The 16645-nt window shown below is 40.9% G+C and carries 16 protein-coding genes; 6 read left to right on the top strand and 10 right to left on the bottom strand.

Going from position 1 to position 16645, the window contains the following annotated elements:
• Window positions 1-6: 6 nt before the first annotated feature.
• Window positions 7-1575, top strand: a complete 1569-nt coding sequence (locus tag J663_RS17260; RefSeq protein ID WP_033851240.1) for a sensor histidine kinase — start codon at window positions 7-9, stop codon at window positions 1573-1575.
• A 23-nt stretch (window positions 1576-1598) separates the two neighbouring features.
• Window positions 1599-3011 (top strand): sigma-54-dependent transcriptional regulator, encoded by a 1413-nt coding sequence (locus J663_RS17265; RefSeq protein WP_033851242.1) that lies wholly within the window; start codon window positions 1599-1601, stop codon window positions 3009-3011.
• A 3-nt stretch (window positions 3012-3014) separates the two neighbouring features.
• Here the strand turns inward: J663_RS17265 and J663_RS17270 are convergent, their stop codons facing one another.
• From J663_RS17270 to lptF, 4 genes are all read right to left on the bottom strand, one after another.
• On the bottom strand, window positions 3015-4199 hold the full coding sequence (locus J663_RS17270; protein ID WP_033851244.1) for a S41 family peptidase: 1185 nt from the start codon (window positions 4197-4199) through the stop codon (window positions 3015-3017).
• 15 nt (window positions 4200-4214) lie between these two features.
• Window positions 4215-5762 (bottom strand): 2,3-bisphosphoglycerate-independent phosphoglycerate mutase, encoded by a 1548-nt coding sequence (gene gpmI, locus J663_RS17275; protein WP_033851245.1) that lies wholly within the window; start codon window positions 5760-5762, stop codon window positions 4215-4217.
• Between the two features lie 126 nt (window positions 5763-5888).
• Window positions 5889-6959, bottom strand: coding sequence for an LPS export ABC transporter permease LptG (gene lptG / locus J663_RS17280; RefSeq protein WP_002121203.1), 1071 nt, complete (start codon window positions 6957-6959; stop codon window positions 5889-5891).
• On the bottom strand, window positions 6959-8059 hold the full coding sequence (lptF, locus tag J663_RS17285) for an LPS export ABC transporter permease LptF (RefSeq protein ID WP_002121169.1): 1101 nt from the start codon (window positions 8057-8059) through the stop codon (window positions 6959-6961). Before lptF ends, lptG begins: the two co-directional genes overlap by 1 nt.
• Window positions 8060-8202: 143 nt before the next feature.
• Here lptF and J663_RS17290 point away from each other — a divergent pair, with 143 nt between their 5' ends.
• The 4 genes from J663_RS17290 to J663_RS17305 all read left to right on the top strand — a co-directional run bounded on the left by J663_RS17290 (window position 8203) and on the right by J663_RS17305 (window position 11078).
• The gene (locus J663_RS17290) at window positions 8203-9651 is read left to right on the top strand and encodes a leucyl aminopeptidase (RefSeq protein WP_033851247.1); all 1449 of its coding nucleotides are present in this window, start codon (window positions 8203-8205) and stop codon (window positions 9649-9651) included.
• Window positions 9644-10051: a DNA polymerase III subunit chi gene (locus J663_RS17295; protein ID WP_002121193.1), complete on the top strand. Its 408-nt coding sequence runs from the start codon at window positions 9644-9646 to the stop codon at window positions 10049-10051. The genes J663_RS17290 and J663_RS17295 overlap by 8 nt, the downstream gene beginning before the upstream one ends.
• A gap of 38 nt (window positions 10052-10089) precedes the next feature.
• A complete protein-coding gene (locus tag J663_RS17300; RefSeq protein ID WP_002121184.1) occupies window positions 10090-10728 on the top strand; it encodes a hypothetical protein in 639 nt (212 codons plus the stop codon).
• Between the two features lie 131 nt (window positions 10729-10859).
• Window positions 10860-11078, top strand: coding sequence for a hypothetical protein (locus J663_RS17305; RefSeq protein ID WP_002121224.1), 219 nt, complete (start codon window positions 10860-10862; stop codon window positions 11076-11078).
• Window positions 11079-11138: 60 nt separating this feature from the next.
• Here the strand turns inward: J663_RS17305 and J663_RS17310 are convergent, their stop codons facing one another.
• The 6 genes from J663_RS17310 to glnK form a co-directional block, all read right to left on the bottom strand.
• On the bottom strand, window positions 11139-11798 hold the full coding sequence (locus J663_RS17310) for a riboflavin synthase (protein WP_002121149.1): 660 nt from the start codon (window positions 11796-11798) through the stop codon (window positions 11139-11141).
• Window positions 11799-11841: 43 nt separating this feature from the next.
• Window positions 11842-13134 (bottom strand): DNA adenine methylase, encoded by a 1293-nt coding sequence (locus J663_RS17315; protein ID WP_002121221.1) that lies wholly within the window; start codon window positions 13132-13134, stop codon window positions 11842-11844.
• Entirely contained in the window at window positions 13131-14216 is a 1086-nt protein-coding gene (ribD, locus tag J663_RS17320) for a bifunctional diaminohydroxyphosphoribosylaminopyrimidine deaminase/5-amino-6-(5-phosphoribosylamino)uracil reductase RibD (RefSeq protein WP_033851249.1), read from the bottom strand. Before ribD ends, J663_RS17315 begins: the two co-directional genes overlap by 4 nt.
• 15 nt (window positions 14217-14231) lie before the next feature.
• Window positions 14232-14690: a transcriptional regulator NrdR gene (gene nrdR / locus J663_RS17325; RefSeq protein ID WP_000543541.1), complete on the bottom strand. Its 459-nt coding sequence runs from the start codon at window positions 14688-14690 to the stop codon at window positions 14232-14234.
• A 161-nt stretch (window positions 14691-14851) separates the two neighbouring features.
• The gene (locus tag J663_RS17330; RefSeq protein ID WP_014208166.1) at window positions 14852-16246 is read right to left on the bottom strand and encodes an ammonium transporter; all 1395 of its coding nucleotides are present in this window, start codon (window positions 16244-16246) and stop codon (window positions 14852-14854) included.
• A 57-nt stretch (window positions 16247-16303) separates the two neighbouring features.
• Window positions 16304-16642: a P-II family nitrogen regulator gene (glnK, locus tag J663_RS17335; protein ID WP_000780326.1), complete on the bottom strand. Its 339-nt coding sequence runs from the start codon at window positions 16640-16642 to the stop codon at window positions 16304-16306.
• Between the last annotated feature and the right edge of the window lie 3 nt (window positions 16643-16645).

Raw genomic sequence — 16645 nt, forward strand, 5'->3', positions numbered from 1 at the left:
ACTTACATGCAATTTCCCGTAAACTCATCCTTGTCCCATACGATATTTCGTTTGGGCACGTGGTATGGTTTATATCGCCTTATTATTGCGGTTAGCCTGAATATTATTTTGGTTTTAACCGATGCTCAAATCGACAATAGTCTACAACAACCCACTTTATATTCTTACACACTACTCGGCTATTCGCTCTTAAGCCTTATTCAACTTTTATGCTTTAAGTTTATTGCCACTCAGGCAACAAGGCAGCTCATTTTATTTTTTGTAGTTGATGTTATTTGCCTGAGTTTACTTACATTTTCTGTAGGTGAACCAAATCTTCAACTCAGCTTGCTCTATGTTATTGCCATATTTACTTCGGCCATTTTACTTAGCGCAAGAATGTCGTTACTCATTACATTACTTGCAGTCATTGCGGTTATTTACCAACGCTTCGTTGGCAGTTTATTTGACTACAATAATTTAAATACGATTGGTAATAGCGCTTTATTGGCCTTCTTGTTTTTTGTAGTACATGGCATCGGGCAAATTGCAGTTCAGCGCTTTAAGTTACTTGAGGCGCTGACTTTCCACCAATCAATAGAACTCTATCAACTACAAAATATTAACCGCTATATTTTGGAACAAATTGAAGAAGGTTATTTAGTTCTAGATGAAGACTACGACATTGTTTTAAGTAACCCAGCCGCCTGCTCTCTTTTAGGAATTCCCCCTCAATTTGCTAGTGAAAAATATCCCTTAGCAAAATGGCATGCTGACTTATTTGAAATTCTTAAGTTTAATAACCTAAAAGAAGGTGATCGATTTATTTTTGAGTCTCGGCTTTCGGCCTACTCTATTAATATTAAAGTGCAGCATCTTTTAGTACCACAACAAGCATTAACACTACTTATCTTACAAGATGCACAGCAGATTAATCAGCAAGCTCAACAACTCAAACTTGCCGCTTTAGGGCAACTCTCAGCAAGTATTGCACATGAAATCCGCAATCCTCTTGCAGCCATTGTTCAAGCAAATGAATTACTCAAAGATAGTGATGTGGAGCAGCAAAATACTTTACGCAATATGATTGGCAAGCAAACGAAACGCATTGATAGTATTGTTCAAGATACGTTAGGACTTGCCCGCAGTGAAAGAACGTACCCAATCCAGATCGAATTAAACGACTTCATAAAAACGTTATTAGATGAAGATTTATCTGATGTTAAACATACGATCCAGCTTAAAAGTTCTGATTTATCCTTAAAGCTATTGTTTGATGAAAAGCAACTCAGACAAGTCCTCATTAACCTTGTTAGGAATGCTCTACGCCACAATGCACCCGACTCTCCCTATGTTCTGATCAATATCCATTCACAAACAAATAAAATTTATATTGATGTGATCGATTACGGTGAAGGTGTTTCAAAACGTGATATATCTCAATTATTTAAACCATTTTTTAGTACCGAAATTAATGGAACTGGTTTAGGATTATATTTGTCTCATAGTTTTTGTGAGGCAAACCATGCAAAGCTCACTTATGTAGAGCAAAAACAAGGGGCATGCTTCAGAATAGAATGCCCAATAATATATTGATTTTTTATTAGGTTTTTGGGGAAATGGCAGAACAGCAACCACTCGTTTTGCTTGTAGACGATGAAGAAGATTTGTGCCTGTTAATGCAAATGACTCTTGCACGAATGGGGATTAAGACACATCTTGCTTATCGGGTTGAACAGGCCAAACAGCTTTTTACTCAGTTTCATTACGATGCGTGCTTGACCGATTTAAACTTACCCGACGGTAGTGGTTTAGAATTGGTCCAACATGTTTCTCAAACTTACCCACACACACCCATTGCAGTCTTAACTGCATACGGCAATATGGATATTGCAATTGCAGCATTAAAAGCGGGAGCTTTTGATTTTGTCAGCAAACCTATTAACCAAATTCACTTAGATCAATTGTTAAAAAAGGCGCTCAACCAGCCAAAACCAGAGCATGAGTTCGGTGAAACAACATTAGAAAATGACTTATTAATTGGGCGTTCGCCACCTATACAAAACTTACGGACAGCTATTAAAAAAATAGCCCGCTCCCAAGCTCCTGTATTTGTTACAGGCGAGTCTGGTACGGGTAAAGAAGTTGTTGCTAATCTGATTCACCGATTAAGCAACCGCAGTGAAGGACCATTTATTGCAATTAACTGTGGAGCAATCCCAACTGAGCTCATGGAAAGTGAACTTTTCGGGCATAAAAAAGGGAGCTTTACTGGTGCGACTCAAGACAAACAAGGTCTGATTTTATCGGCACATGGCGGCAGTTTATTTTTAGATGAAATTGCCGAATTGCCTTTAAGTATGCAAGTTAAATTGCTTCGGGCAGTACAAGAGAAAAAGATTCGCCCTGTAGGTTCAGATCAGGAAATTGATGTTGATTTTCGAGTAATCAGTGCGAGTCACCAAGACTTAGATTTATTAGTTCAACAAGGTAAATTCCGTCAGGACTTATTTTTCCGTATTCATGTTATGGATATTATGCTGCCGCCACTGCGTGACCGTGGTGGAGATATTTTGCTATTGGCCAATCATTTTATTCAAAAGGTTTGTACGGAATGGGGAATTTCAAGCAAGCAATTAACGGCGAGCGCTGAGACTTACTTATTGCAGCAAGACTTCCCAGGTAATGTTCGTGAATTAAGAAATATGATTGAACGGGCTATTACTTTAAGTGATGATGAGTCCATTGATTTAACACACTTAGCGCCTCCTGTTAGATGCAGTAATGTGAGTCCGCAAATCGTAACGAAACAACAAAATCAAACACCGACTGTTCAGACTCATCCAAAATTTCCAATGGAAGGTTTAGAACGTTACTTAGAAAATATCGAAAAAGATATTTTACTGAATGCGCTAAATATGACGCATTGGAATCGAACTTTGGCAGCTAAAAAACTAGGAATGACATTCCGTTCTTTGCGCTATCGACTAAAAAAGTTTGGCTTAGATACCGAAATGGGAGAGGAAGTATAAAAATTACTTTCTCTTTAGGAATAAATCTGCAACGCGCTCTAAATATACGTCTTCTTTCATTTCTGCAGGCAATGGATAGGTCTGGTTAGGTTGAATACCCTGACCTTCAATCATATTGCCATTTGGCGTGTAGTAGTGTGAGACTGTCATTTGTAGAGCCGCCCCACTTGGCAAAGGAAATAGCTTTTGCACTACACCTTTTCCATAACTTTTTTCACCCATCACCCAAGCACGCTGGTGTTCTTTCATGGCCGCAGTAAAAACTTCTGCTGCCGATGCAGAGCGGTGATTAATTAATATACCCAGTTTTATATTCTGAAATTCATTGCCAGGTAGTGCCTGAAACTGCTGGTTACCTTCCGAACGGCTTTTGGTCGAAACAATAATTCCGTTATTTAAAAATAAATCTGCTGACTCAACTGCTGCCGATAACAACCCACCCGGATTGTTTCGCAAATCGATTAAAACAGCCTTTAAACGTGGAGAACTGTTTTCTTCAATTAATCTTTTAATTTCATTAGCAGTGTCTTGTTGGAATACTCTAATTTTGAGTACGAGCACCTGATTATGTAACATTACAGGTTCTATATCGGTTTCTATTTTTTTATTACGGACTAAGTTAATGTTTCCGTTTAGCTCTTCTGCTTGTACTTGAAGTGTACTTCCAATAGAACCGTAAAGTAGGCCAAGCACTTGATCTTGGTTTAAATTTTTTAAATCTTGGTTATCAATTTTGAGAATCGTCTGACCATTTCTCAAACCTAATTTATAGGAATCAGAACCGGTTTTAAGATCACGAATCATCCATTTATGAGCATGTGATTCAGGGCTTAATGCAAAATCAACTGATGCAAGATCACCCTCTGTGTATTGAATCAGTTGGCGATATTCTTCTGCCGATAAATAACGCGAATAACGATCTAACCCACTCACCAACCCTTTTATGGCTTGTTGAAACAAGGCATCGTCAGATTTCACATCAACGTAGTTATCTCGAACGATTCCATAGATTTGCACAAACTGTTGAATCGACTCGATCGGCACCTCTGCATAGCTATGTTCCGGTTCTTCCGAATCCGAATGCAAAGGTGACATTTTTTCTTTTACAACTGGCGCGGCAAAGACAAATTGGCTGCAACACAGTAACATACTTACAATAAGTTTTTTATATTTAATGTGTTGCAGCATCCAATCACCTTTAACTTATGCAGATAGTGTAATCAGATTACGCCCTTGCATTTCGGCAGGAACAGGAATCTGCATTAAATTGAGAATTGTCGGTGCTACATCTGCAAGCACACCACCTTCTGCAATTGTTGCTTGTGTTGGGCCAACATAGATAAACGGCACAAGCTCGGTTGTATGTTGAGTATGCACTTGCCCACTTTCGTAGTCTTGCATTTGTTCAACGTTACCATGGTCAGCAGTAATGAGCATATGGCCTTTTTTCGCCATAACTGCCTCATAGACACGACCTAAACAAGTATCAACCGCTTCAACTGCTTTAACCGCAGCATCAAATACACCTGTATGTCCGACCATATCACCATTTGCGTAGTTCACAACTAATAAGTCGTATTCACCCGTATTAATCGCTTTAACCAACTCATCAGTGACTTCATAAGCACTCATTTCAGGCTTAAGGTCATATGTCGCAACGTTTGGAGATGGAATTAAAATACGTTTTTCACCCGGATATTCATCTTCACGGCCACCACTAAAGAAGAATGTTACATGCGCATACTTTTCAGTTTCGGCAATACGTAACTGGGTTTTACCTAAAGAAGATAAATACTCACCCAATGAATTTTTAAGGGCTTCTGGCATGTAGGCAACTGGTGCATCAATGCTTGCCTGATAACGCGTTAACATCACAAATTTAGAAAGATTCGGTACAACTTTACGTTCAAAACCAGCAAAGTCTTTCTCTACAAATGCGCGAGTAATTTCACGAGCTCGGTCAGCACGGAAATTCATAAATACAACACTATCACCATCTTGAACTTTAGCAATATCACCAATACGAGTCGCTTTTACAAACTCATCATTTTCATTGGCTGCATAAGCTAGCCCCAACCCTTCAACTGCGGTTTGTGCAGTACGAAGTGCTTCACCTTCGGTTAACAAGCGATAAGCTTGCTCAACGCGATCCCAACGGTTGTCACGATCCATTGCAAAGTAGCGACCAATCATAGTTGCGATACGGCCTTGGCCCGGATATTGAGCAAATAATGTATCTAATTTTTCTAAAGACGGCTGAGCACTGCGTGGAGGTGTATCACGACCATCAAGGAAAGCGTGCAAATAAACTTTTGCACCGCGTTTTAATGCAAGTTCACACATCGCCACAATATGATCTTCATGTGAATGGACGCCACCTTCTGAAAGTAGCCCCATGATATGGACAGCACCGCCAGCAGCTTTGGCTTTTTCAACAGCGTCGATCAACACTTCATGTTTAAAGAAGTCACCAGTACGGATATCTTTAGTAATACGGGTAAAGTCTTGATATAACACACGGCCAGCGCCAAGATTCATATGGCCAACTTCAGAGTTCCCCATTTGCCCATCAGGCAATCCAACATCTTCACCTGAACCAGAAATTAGACTATTCGGATGCTTGGCTTTCATTGCCGCCAAATTTGGTGTTTTTGCTGCAAGAAAAGCATTATCTTCAATCGCTTCACGGTGTCCAACACCATCCATAATGACCAGAACGTGAGGGATCTTGCCAGCAGTTGCATCCGTCATAATCAATTTCTCTTTTGTCTACAATTTCGTCACAATATCTTACCGAATTTTCGGTCAAGACTCTATTTATTCCTATGGCTTTCACCAATATCCGCGATTGATGAAAACCATAAATATCACTTATTTCTAGCGAGCGCGGTAAAGCAAATAACTTCCGGCACCAAACATTAGCAAGATAGGCACAAGTACGAACCATGCTGGAGATGGAGAATAAACCAAGCTTGCATAGCCCAAGAAATCTTGCAAATAATAGAAACTCAAACCAATAAACAATGCGATCACCAAACGAAAACCCATTGATTGTTGGCGTAACGGTCCAAAAATAAAAGAACACGCCACGAGAACTAATGCGATGAGTGAAAATGGCGAAGCAACTTTTTGCCAGAAAGCCAATTGGTACGTTTTTGGTACCTGGCTATATTCATCCATATAACGCATAAAGCTAATCAGTTGGCTTGGCGATAAATCTTCAGGATCTAAAGTCACCATATGCACATATTTAGGCTGTAATGCTAAAGCAAGCGATTGCTCTTCATGGTCAGTTTTGATGGCATTTCCTGCCGCCAAAATATCCATTTGTTCAGCTTTTTTCAAAGCCCATTGACCATTTTTAATAAACTGTCCTTGCTGAGCATTAATTAATGATTGCAAGTAATAGTTTTGGTCAAAGTCGACCACTTGAATGTCTCTTAAATTGCCCTGAGAGTTAGCGTAGTCGATATAGATAAATCGCTGCCCTTCACGTGACCAATAACCTTTAACTTCACCTAAAGCAGCTACTGAACGATGGCTTTTAACACTTTGTGCTTTTTCATTGGTATAAGGAATAACCCATTCACTTAAAGCAAACGACAAAATAATAAGCAGTAAAGCTGAACGCATAACCCAACCAACAATACGCCATAAGCTAACACCGACTGAACGCATAACAATGAGTTCACTGCTCGTTGCCAATGAGCCTAGTCCAATCACAGCACCAATCAAGGCAGAGATAGGTAAAATTTCATAGAGATAGCGAGGAGCTCCCCATAAGACATAGACGAGAGCTTGCCATGCGTTATAGTCTGGTTTGAGCTCACCCAACTCGCCAAGATATGTAAATAAGACCTGAAGAATGGACAAAACAACTGTGGTGCCAAACATCGCAAGCGCAGTGGTTTTCGTCACATATTTGGCGACTATTCGACGTGCTAACATTATAATTTCACTCGCTTGATCTGTTTCTTGATTTTTGGTCCCAACTTCTGCTTACGTGAGAATAAAGCGGCAGCAACGCCATACACAACCAACACGGCAGGATAAGCCCAAATATCGAGTTCTTCTTTACTAATACGAGTCTTGATTGCAATCATTAATACGATCAGACTGGAAAAAATAAAAATCGCCGGAATAAGACGGTAATAACGGCCTTGTCGTGGGCTCACCTCAGACAATGCCACTGATAGCATTAACGCAATAACAATGGTGAATGGCCCAAATAAGCGCCATCCCAACTCACTTCTGATGACTGGATCATTCGTTTTTGAAAAGAGTTTTGTTGTTGATAGTGCTTCTACATCGCCACTCTCAAACTTAACATCTTTGTCATTTTCTAAACGTAGACGATAAGACTGAAACTCTGCTTGTGTATATTTTGGTTGTCCCGGGAATATTTCATAGCGACGACCTTGTACCAGATCAACGACATTGGCGGTATCATTTGCAACTTCTACACGAGTCGCTTCCTTTGCCAAAATCATAACATCTGGCTTATCTTCTTTAGCAGCGCGTTGATAAAAGAAAATATCCTTCAAATTCTTTCGGTCTTCTGACAATGAACCTGCATAGATCGTATATGGCCCAGAGGAAATAAACTCTCTTGGTCGAACCAAATCGAAACCTGTCCGAACAGCTTGTGTTGTTGTCAGTTTTTCAAACTCACGTAGTCCCCACGGCGTCATCCAGAGCATAAGCACAGACTGAAAAACCATATAAACAAGCGTCATTGGAATGAGTAATCGTGCTAATTGATGACGGCTTACACCACTACCATTTAATACAGCCATTTCATGGTCAACATATAAACGACCAAACACCAACATTAAACCAATGAAAAAACCCAATGGTAAAATGAGTGTTAGAAATTCAGGTAAACGATATCCAATGATGCTAAATAAGATACTGGCATCTAAACGCCCCTGCGCCGCCACACCAAAGTATTTGATCAGACGACCACCCATCATGATTAAGGTCAGTAAAGAAATGACCACCAATGAGGTAGAGACAACTTGCTTGACGAGATAACGCCGAATAATCAAAGTAATACTTCCAAAAGGCTAATCGGGACGTGTGCTAGTTTACCCGAATGTTAAAAATATAAAACCGCACATTGCAACGCTATGCTTGAAAGTGTTTCAATGTTTTAATCCAACATAACTTTCTATAGGCAATCACGGCAGCCATGAAATTTACAACTTATACAACTTTTCCCGAACAGACATCTAATGAATCTTTGTGGGTTTTAGTTGATTCAGAACAGCTACAAAGCAACATCAACACATATCAAATCAATAACCTAGAAAGCGTTCTTACTGCCACCCAATTCAAAGGCAACTTCAATGAAACTCTGCCTTTATTCGGTCAGGTTTCAAATCAACCTCATAGCCAATTACTTGGCTTAGGAAAAACAGCCGAACTTCAGGCGGTTAAGCTCGCTAAACTTGCCCAAACCATTATCAAATCGACACAAAATAAATTTAAGCATATCGCAATTGATATTGCTGCGTTACCTGTCGAATACCATTATTTATTCGCTTTAAGCTTAACTCAAGCAGCTTATGGTTATGATGAGTTTAAATCGAAAAAAAATGAATTTGTGTTACAACAGGTTGATTTAATTAGTTCAACAACGAGCCTCGATGAAAAACAACTGGCTTTAGTGCATGCCGTACAGTCTGGTCAGTCGTATGCACGTGACCTTGGAAACCGTCCAGGTAACATTTGCTTCCCTGAATATTTGGCAGAACAAGCATTAGCTTTAGCTGCAGAATTCCCTGACTTACTCAAAGTAACTGTCTTAAATGAACAGCAAATGGCTGATTTAGGTATGTATGCTTTTCTTGCAGTCAGCAAAGGATCTGAACGTCCGGGTCGTATCGTAACACTCGAATACCAAGCTGGAATTGACCAAGCGCCTGTTGTGCTTGTTGGTAAAGGCGTTACTTTTGATACAGGCGGTATTTCTTTAAAACCAGGCCTAGGCATGGATGAAATGAAGTTCGATATGTGCGGTGCAGCCTCTGTACTAGGTACTATTCGCGCGCTATGCGAGGCAAGACTTCCTATTCATGTCGTTGGAGCAATTGCAGCTGCAGAAAACATGCCTTCAGGTAAAGCAACTCGCCCAGGCGATATTGTGACAACCATGAGCGGACAAACAGTTGAAATCTTAAATACCGATGCAGAAGGTCGTTTGGTACTGTGCGACACATTGACCTATATCAAACGCTTCAACCCAGCAGTTGTGGTTGATATCGCAACATTAACTGGTGCATGTGTAGTCGCTTTAGGTAAAGTACTGAGTGGTTTGTTCTCACCAGATGATGCTTTAGCAGCTGAACTTCAACAAGCGGGTGAGCAATCATTTGACCGTGTATGGCGTATGCCAGTGATTGAGGATTATCAAGAATTACTTGATTCACCATTTGCTGACATTGCGAACATCGGCGGTCCATACGGCGGTGCAATTACGGCAGCATGTTTCCTTGAGCGCTTTACACGTGAGTACCGTTGGGCTCATTTAGATGTAGCAGGAACAGCGTGGTTATCTGGTCCAGCTAAAGGTGCAACAGGTCGCCCAGTACCATTACTCATGCAATTTTTAGCGAATCGTGTAAATACGAATGGCTAAAGTTAGTTTTTATCTGTTTGAAACCAGTGAAGAACGGCAAGTCGATAGTGCTTGCCGTTTATGCCGAAAGATTTTGCAGAAGCATCCTAAAATCTGGTGGTATTGCCCAGATGTGCAGCTACAACAAACTCTTGATGAAAGATTATGGGATTTCGACCCTGCAAGTTTCATTGCGCATGGCATTGACCAAGCTGAAGCTGCTGTATGTATTTCGGCTAAACAACCGCTTGAACAAGGCTTGTTAGTATTTAATTTTAACAATCATGCACTTGAACAAGTTGATCATTTTAGCCACATTATAGAAATTGTTGAAAATAATGAAACAGCCAAGCAAATTGGCCGAGAAAAATTTAAAATGTATCGCCGTTTGGGTATAGAACCGCGGACCTTTAAATTATAACGCGCTAAAATGTAAATACTGTTGAACAAAGGAGAAGCATGGTGGCATTAAATGTCGGGCAAGATTTTAAAAAAAGATGGTTAAATGCGCCTGAAGCTGTCCGTCATGCCTATCAACAGGATCTGGCACGTATTTGTGACTTATTAGAACCACAAACCCCTATTCAGCTTTGGGTTTTAAATGACGAAAAAGCGCAGTTAGAATCACAGCAAAAAATTGAACAAGCTTACGCGGATCTTAAGGCAGAGCTTATTGAGCAAGCACGTATCCGTCGTCAACTCGCTTTAGAAAAAGCACTTGCTGATAAACGTGCATCAGAAGCTGCTTATGCTGCGGAGTTGCAAGCAGACGAAATTCGCAAGTTTAATGAACAGACTGAAACATTACAGACATTACGTAGTCATTTAGAACAAGAAGTTGCAGAACAAACTGCACGTTATCAGAAAAACCCTGAAACCCCAGCCGTCAATTACTCTGCTGGCGTAAAACTTAGTATCACCGATGATCAAATCTTATCTGAGCTTGAAAGTTTACGCATTCGTTTAGAACTTGAAGCTGAAAACTTAATTGAAGAGTCAGTAACGGCTTTCCGAGCCAAACTACATTCGGCAGCTCAAGAAGAAATTGAATACATTTTAAAGAACTCTAAGTTTTCTGATGAAAAAATAGAGAAGTAAAGTTTTAAAACTTCTTCTGTCATAAAACTGACACCTATATGTCACAAAATAGACATAAATATTATTCTTGTAGATCAATTGATTATGAGAATAGAAAGTAGTGATTTTAAGATAATTAATGAGGGTAAGAAATGGACATTCCGCATCAGATTTCAAAGCAACTTGAGCAGCTTAATCAGGGTGAGCAATGGACATTTTCAGCACAAGAACTTTATATGAGTCATAACGACTTTAATTCGCTTTCAATCTTGCTGACACGAGCGTCGGAAAAAGGTGAGTTTTCAATTACACGCACTCAGCATACTAAACCGTGGGTTGGCACACATTCGGTTACACTTACCAAGCATTAATTTTTAAAAATAAAAAAACCGGAACATATGTCCGGTTTTTTTATTTTGATGATCTGGCTTTTATTTTAAAAAACCATTTTCAGCTAAAAAAGCCATACTAATATTTGACTCAGTTTTTTGTTCAGCTGCTTTATCACCTAACAATAAACGCTCGATATAACGCGCCAACACGTCGACTTCAAGGTTGACCTTACTGCCTACTTGCCATGTTCCAATATTGGTACGTTCTGCGGTATGCGGAATCAAATTCAAGCTTAAAATATTTCCACGTAAGTGGTTAATCGTTAAGCTAATTCCGTCAACGGTTACAGAACCTTTTTCCGCCAAATATTTAGCAAGTTCTGTCGGTGCTGTAACTTCATAATAGATTGAACGAGCATCTTCACGTACTACGGTAATTTCACCTACACCATCAACGTGACCACTTACAATGTGCCCGCCAAAGCGCGTTGTCGGTAACATTGCCTTTTCAACATTGACACGTTGTCCAACTTTCCAGTTACCTAAAGTCGTTCGATTTAAACTTTCACGAGAAACATCTGCTGCATACCAATTATCGCCCCATTCAATCACTGTGAGGCAAATACCATTGGTTGCAATCGAATCACCCAAATGTACATCAGACATATCCAGATCAGTCTGAATACGTAGACGTACATCACCACCTACACTTTGCAGGCTTTCAACTTTACCTAAACTTTCAATGATGCCTGTAAACATGGCTCAATCTCCAAATCTTTTTACACTGCTTAAATTGCAGCGCTTACCAAAGTGCGAGCTGTGTACTATTGCCTGAGGTATCTACACCACCTAGCTCGGCGAAGTGGTAAAGCTGGCCTAATAACTGACGTAATGGTGGTCCTGACTTAGCATGAGTATCAGTAATCACAATAAACTCAAGCACGCGTGCACGTTCAGACTGTCGTTGTTTACTCACTCGATAACGCGGAACATCTTGTGTTAACAAGGTCACTTTGCCTCGTTCCAGATTGGCCATAAGTAAATCTTTCGGCTCGATATTACCATCAGTTGAATAGCTGGTCAGAATATAGCGTGCATTGATCGTTGAAAGTAATTTCTCATACGCATCTTTTGCATGTTTAGAAGAGTTATATGGACTTGGGCGTTCTTTACGCCATGCTCTATCAATACCACTCTTATAACCTTTGGTATCCGGTGAAGGTAAATCCACCTGATCCCATAAAGTTAATGCATTTAAAACGTGGTAATTACTACTATATGCGTGCTGGTTATATGGTGGATCGAGATAGGCAACATCAACCTCAAAACCACTCATTTGATTTGCTAGATGTTGTGAATCTACACACCACATTTCAGCAGCCGGACGTTTGCGATCACCAATCTCACAAAAACGGCTCGGTGTTAACCAAAGTAATGATTCAATTCGTTCTAACGCAGTTTGAGTACGTCCGCCCCACCCTTGGTGGAAGCTTTTAAATACACCACTCGTGTTACTGACAAAACTAGCTGAATAGAGCAATGGCGCAAGTAAAGCACTCATCTCTACATCATTAATTGCGCCTTGTGCCTGCCATGTTGCAATCTGCTGACGAATTGCATCGATACGCATACCGTTACGACGTTTAAAGAATAAACGGTCACGAGTTGGATCGTATACATCATCGTTACGTGGACAAAGGTTATGCGTTACCCAACCTTTAACTTCAGGTAAGCGATTTAAATAATCGATTGCCTTTTGATAGCCCCCCAGTTCTTTAAAAGCAGGTGCATCTACACAGGCTAAAATCGCATGATTTAAAGCATGACTATAAGGTTCCCAGTCATTCGCAATCACACGGTAACCATTTTGACGTGCTAAACGAGATACAACGCCACTGCCGGCAAAGAAATCGGCAAAAATCGGTGGATTCTTTTTCTTGCTATTCAGCGTCCCTGTAATTTCAAGGGCTTCTAAAATTAGATGGAGCAATCGGCGCTTGTTACCCAAGTACGGCACAAGCTGATGGAAAAGATATTCGTCTGTCGTACGGGCTGCATGACGACGTTTGTGATAAACCGAAGGCTCTGAATTCATACTTTCTCTTGCGTAGGGATTAACCTTAAGCGTATATCTTGATCAATTTGTGTCACATCAAGAAGTGTAAAACGAAGTTGCTCTGCCATATATTCAAATTCTGCATTGAACATGGCCCTTGCACTTTTCCCCAATAATGTTGGGGCAATATAACTGATCAATTCATCCACCAAACCTTCTTGCAAAAAGGCAGTGGACAATGTTGCGCCAGCTTCAACCAGCACATCATAAATTTGATGTTGCTTAGATAGGGTCTGTAATAGCATTTTTAAAGGCTGAATTTCTAATTGTATCACGCCTAAATCAGCAAGTTCTTGACGATAAGGCCCCATCACCATCACAGTTTCAGGATTCTCTAAGATCTTAGCGTTAAGTGGTAAACGTCCTTGGCGATCTAAAACAACACGTTTTGGCTGAGCAACTGTCTCGATATCAAAATTATTGAATGAACGCACGTTAAGCTGACAATCATCTGCAATCACAGTTTCAATACCTGTAATCACTGCTCCAGAAATGGCACGCCAATGTTGTACATCTTGGCGTGCAGCCGAACCGGTAATCCACTTCGACTCACCCGATGCCATTGCAGTACGCCCATCTAAACTTGAGGCTACCTTTAAACGTACATAAGGCATGCCTGTAGACATTGCCTTTAAAAAACCTTGATTAAGTTTTGATGCTAAATCTTCGCAAATGCCAACTTCTACTTCAATTCCAGCATTTTCCAAAATCTGAACCCCCTTACCCGCCACCAATGGATTTGGATCAGGACAAGCAACCACTACTTTTTTAACTTGGGCTTTTACCAATGCTTCGGCACAAGGAGGGGTTCTGCCATAATGTGCACATGGTTCAAGCGTAACGTAAGCTGTTGCACCTTGTGCATATTCACCCGCCTCACGTAAGGCAAAAACTTCAGCGTGTGGTTGACCCGCTTTAGGATGAAAACCTTGTCCAATTAACTGATCATCTTTGACAATCACACAACCAACATTTGGATTAGGCTTGGTCGAATATAGTCCTCGTTTGGCAAGTTCAATGGCTTGCTGCATCCAATACTGATCTTGTTTCAACTCAGACATAAAAATCTCAAATGATTAGTGTTCACGTTGCTGCATTTGCTCTATTTGACGGCGAAATGCTTCAACATCCTGAAAATCTTGATAGACAGAGGCAAATCGGACATAAGCAACATGGTCAAGGGCAAATAAAGATTGCATGACGATTTCGCCAATTGTTCTAGATTTCACATCACGCTCACCTAAACGGCGAATCTGCAACTGAATATCACTTAAAACTGTTTCGATCTGCTCTTGTGTGACCGGACGTTTTTGCAAAGCATGCATTAACGAACGACGCAATTTGGCCTCATCGAAAGGTTCATTTTTCCCATTCGATTTGATCACACGGGGCATTACCACTTCATAGCTTTCAAAAGTGGTAAAACGTTCACCGCAACTTACACACTCACGACGTCGACGAATCTGACAGCCTTCGGCGGCTAAACGTGAATCGATGACTTTACTATCTGCGGCGTTGCAAAATGGACAATGCATAGCGGATTTATAGGGTCGATTACTTTGACCTAGTGTAGCAAAATTTCTACACTTACAGAACCAGCATTCTATAAGACAAAAAAACAGTCCTGAGCAAGATCAAAGCATCGCTTTGATCACAGCCCAAGACTGTTCTTTTAAGACAGCAGATATATTACGAATTATTCAATACGTTCGCCATGTTGGCTTAAATCTAGACCCATGCGTTCATCATCAGCATTAACACGAATACCAATCACAAGATCAATCACTTTAAGAATAACGAAAGTCGCGATACCACTGTAAACCATGGTTGCTAATACGCCTTCAATTTGTACCCATAATTGGCCAGCGAATGTTGGAGCTAATGCAACGTTGGCTGCTTTAATAATTTCGTCACTGTAGAATACGCCAGTTAAAATCGCACCGACAATACCACCTACCGCATGCAAACCAAACGCATCCAAAGCATCATCGGCTTTAAGTAAGCGTTTAAGTGCTGTAATACCCCAGAAGCACACTACGCCACCAATAAGGCCCATCACTAAAGCACCGCCTACCCCAACAAAACCTGCTGCTGGTGTAATCACAACTAAACCAGCTACCGCACCAGAAGCACCACCTAATACAGATGCTTTACCACGGATCATACGTTCAACAACTAACCAAGAGAATGCAGCAGCGGCAGCAGCAACTTGAGTCACTAAAATTGCCATACTTGCACGAGCACCAGCGCCTAGAGCACTACCACCGTTAAAGCCGAACCAACCTACCCAAAGTAAGCTTGCACCCACTACAGTTAAAGTCAGGTTATGGGGAGCCATAGATTCGCGGCCAAGGCCAATACGTTTTCCAAGCATGTAAGCAGCAACTAGACCTGCAACACCTGAGTTGATATGTACAACTGTACCACCAGCAAAATCTAATGCACCTGCTTTAAATAACCAGCCATCTGCAGCCCACACCCAGTGGGTAATTGGTGCGTAGACAACGAGCACCCAAACTGCAATAAACACCATGAAAGCTGAATACTTCATACGGTCTGCAATAGAACCGCTAAGGATTGCAACTGTAATAATGGCAAAAGTCATTTGGAAAATAACAAAGAGACTTTCAGGAATTGTCCCACTTAATGCATCAAACGCCACCCCGTTTAGCATTGCTTTAGACAAATCACCAAAAAATGCACCTGTGCCAGAGAACGCGATTGAATAACCAGCAATCACCCACAGCAAACTTACCAAGATTGCAGCTGAAAGGCTGAACATCATCGTACTGAGTACATTTTTTTTACGTACCATACCGCCATAGAATAATGCCAATCCCGGAATGGTCATTAATAGAACCAATGCGGTTGAAACTAAAATCCAAGAGGTATCACCCGTATCAAGAGTAGGTGTCGGTGCTGGAGCTGCTGGCGTTTCAGCAACTGGTGCTTCTGCAGTAGTTGCAGTAGCTGGAGATGTTGATGCAGCCGCAACTTCCGATGTTGGCGTTGTTACAGCTTCTTCTGCCCAAACGGCAGTACCACCCAAAAGAGCGCCTGATAGACTGAGCGCCATAAGCATTTTTTTCATTCGTGTCCCCCAACCTCATTTGCGAGTTATTTTCTACTCAGCAAGCTTTGTGCCAATTTAGACAGCATCCGGTCCAGTTTCTCCCGTACGAATACGGATTACTTGTTCCAGGTTAGTCACAAAAATCTTACCATCGCCGATTTTTCCAGTGCTTGCTACACGTGTAATTGATTCAATTACTGCGTCCACCATTTCATCACTAATCGCAATCTCGATTTTTACTTTAGGTAAGAAATCAACCACATACTCCGCGCCACGGTAGAGTTCAGTATGCCCTTTTTGACGACCAAAACCTTTAACTTCAGTTACGGTAATCCCTTGTACACCAATGTCAGAGAGTGCTTCACGCACGTCATCCAATTTAAACGGTTTTACAATTGCAGTTACAAGCTTCATGTT

It is taken from the genome of Acinetobacter sp. 826659 (assembly GCF_000588515.1).
In the GTDB taxonomy this organism is placed as follows: domain Bacteria; phylum Pseudomonadota; class Gammaproteobacteria; order Pseudomonadales; family Moraxellaceae; genus Acinetobacter; species Acinetobacter pittii.

Excerpts from the sequence above, each read along its gene's own strand:
- J663_RS17305 (WP_002121224.1), top strand. The coding sequence starts at position 10,860 with ATGGACATTCCGCATCAGATTTCAAAGCAACTTGAGCAGCTTAATCAG.
- glnK (WP_000780326.1), bottom strand. The coding sequence starts at position 16,642 with ATGAAGCTTGTAACTGCAATTGTAAAACCGTTTAAATTGGATGACGTG.
- J663_RS17295 (WP_002121193.1), top strand. The coding sequence starts at position 9,644 with ATGGCTAAAGTTAGTTTTTATCTGTTTGAAACCAGTGAAGAACGGCAA.
- J663_RS17330 (WP_014208166.1), bottom strand. The coding sequence starts at position 16,246 with ATGAAAAAAATGCTTATGGCGCTCAGTCTATCAGGCGCTCTTTTGGGT.
- J663_RS17265 (WP_033851242.1), top strand. The coding sequence starts at position 1,599 with ATGGCAGAACAGCAACCACTCGTTTTGCTTGTAGACGATGAAGAAGAT.
- J663_RS17315 (WP_002121221.1), bottom strand. The coding sequence starts at position 13,134 with ATGAATTCAGAGCCTTCGGTTTATCACAAACGTCGTCATGCAGCCCGT.
- nrdR (WP_000543541.1), bottom strand. The coding sequence starts at position 14,690 with ATGCATTGTCCATTTTGCAACGCCGCAGATAGTAAAGTCATCGATTCA.
- J663_RS17270 (WP_033851244.1), bottom strand. The coding sequence starts at position 4,199 with ATGCTGCAACACATTAAATATAAAAAACTTATTGTAAGTATGTTACTG.
- lptG (WP_002121203.1), bottom strand. The coding sequence starts at position 6,959 with ATGTTAGCACGTCGAATAGTCGCCAAATATGTGACGAAAACCACTGCG.
- J663_RS17310 (WP_002121149.1), bottom strand. The coding sequence starts at position 11,798 with ATGTTTACAGGCATCATTGAAAGTTTAGGTAAAGTTGAAAGCCTGCAA.
- J663_RS17300 (WP_002121184.1), top strand. The coding sequence starts at position 10,090 with ATGGTGGCATTAAATGTCGGGCAAGATTTTAAAAAAAGATGGTTAAAT.
- J663_RS17260 (WP_033851240.1), top strand. The coding sequence starts at position 7 with ATGCAATTTCCCGTAAACTCATCCTTGTCCCATACGATATTTCGTTTG.
- J663_RS17290 (WP_033851247.1), top strand. The coding sequence starts at position 8,203 with ATGAAATTTACAACTTATACAACTTTTCCCGAACAGACATCTAATGAA.
- ribD (WP_033851249.1), bottom strand. The coding sequence starts at position 14,216 with ATGTCTGAGTTGAAACAAGATCAGTATTGGATGCAGCAAGCCATTGAA.
- gpmI (WP_033851245.1), bottom strand. The coding sequence starts at position 5,762 with ATGACGGATGCAACTGCTGGCAAGATCCCTCACGTTCTGGTCATTATG.